The sequence below is a fragment of the Rhodoferax sp. RT5P35 genome, from assembly GCF_056521385.1.
Genome location: NZ_JBWMAX010000215.1, coordinates 1 through 1,219 on the forward strand (window position 1 = coordinate 1; position 1,219 = coordinate 1,219).

The 1,219-nt window shown below is 61.2% G+C and carries 1 protein-coding gene and 2 pseudogenes; 1 reads left to right on the forward strand and 2 read right to left on the reverse strand.

Annotated features, from left to right (window positions below; translation table 11 throughout):
- Positions 1–119: pseudogene (locus AC097L_RS25080) on the forward strand (IS5/IS1182 family transposase); the annotation flags it as partial.
- 310 nt (positions 120–429) lie between these two features.
- Here the strand turns inward: AC097L_RS25080 and AC097L_RS25085 are convergent.
- Positions 430–783 carry a phage tail protein gene (locus AC097L_RS25085; RefSeq protein WP_479589424.1) on the reverse strand — a complete coding sequence of 118 codons (354 nt, stop codon included), beginning with the start codon at positions 781–783 and terminating at the stop codon, positions 430–432.
- Positions 784–955: 172 nt separating this feature from the next.
- Positions 956–1,219: pseudogene (locus AC097L_RS25090) on the reverse strand (hypothetical protein); the annotation flags it as partial.

Genomic DNA, 1,219 nt, shown 5'->3' on the forward strand with positions numbered 1-1,219 from the left:
GCTTTACCAAGGTGCGCTATCGGGGTCTACAGAAAAATGCGACGCGGGCATTTACGGCCCTGGCGCTGGCCAACCTCTACCTGGGGCGCCAAGAGCTGATGGCACAGGTGCGTCCATAAGGGCGAAAAGTGGGCCGAATGGCCCCAAAACCGAGTCCCAAGGGGCTGGGAAACGGGTGACTTTGGCCCGGTTCCAGGAAAATTTCAATGGCTGCGATGGTCTTGGGTATGGTGGCCAATTCGAGTTGCTGCAGGTAGCCCAGGCCTGCCATGGTGCGGGCGCGGTGGGGCGGTGTTCCGCAGGCGATCTTCGCAACGATGAAGGGGTGGCACACCACCTGGTCGGTGTTCAGCAGCGCGCTCAGCGTGTGATTGAAGTGCCGAAAATGTGCAACCCAGACGGAGGTGTCGACAAGAACCATGGGGGGTTTTAGCCCGGTAGCGGTTCGCGCCTGCGTGGAATGTCATGGTCTTCGCTGAGCAGGCGCACGGTGATGTTGCGCTGGATGCCTTGCTCGCCGTTACGCATGGCGTTCCACCAGGCGTACCAGTTCAGCACGCCCAGCGCGCCGCGTTTGAGCACCAGGTTGCTGTGCGGGGTGGTGGTTTGCAGCTTTTTGACGGCGTTGTCGCGGTGGTTGCCGTTGCGGTATTTCAGTACGGTCAAGGCGGCGTGCGGAAAGACCACTTCGAGCAGGCCCGCGCCGGTGCCGTCTTCCTGGCCGTCGCCCAGGTCCACGCTGAAGTTCATGCCGCTGTAGGGGGTGTCACGTTGGATCGCCATGGGGCCCTCCTGCAATAAGTGCGTTGATTCCAGGTACATGCTATCCGTATCCACAAACCGGCGGCGCAGCTTCTGGTCGTAGGGGGCTGGCAAACCACCTTGTGCTATAAAAAATAGAGCTTCTAGCGCTTATTAAATAAGCGCTAGCAGCCTATTTTGTTTGGATATGTGCTCAGGTGCTGGCAGCGCAGTCGGCATCTCCGAGCCGGTGCAGCGCTCGCGCTACCAACGCCTTCACAGAGCCATCATGTACGAAGCCTGCCACCTCGGACTCCGGCGTGTGGACGGCGGGCTGGCGACCGAAAAGCGCTTCGATGCGCGTATCGGGCGCGTAGCGGATGCAGTCCTGCGCATTGCGGCCCACGGCTTGGGCGATGGCCTGCACTACCGACTCTACCGAAGCCAGCAACACTGGCGGCTGCCAGCAGCGTGACGG

Bases quoted from the DNA above. Each gene is read 5' to 3' on its own strand.
- AC097L_RS25085 (WP_479589424.1), bottom strand. From the start codon at position 783: ATGGCGATCCAACGTGACACCCCCTACAGCGGCATGAACTTCAGCGTG.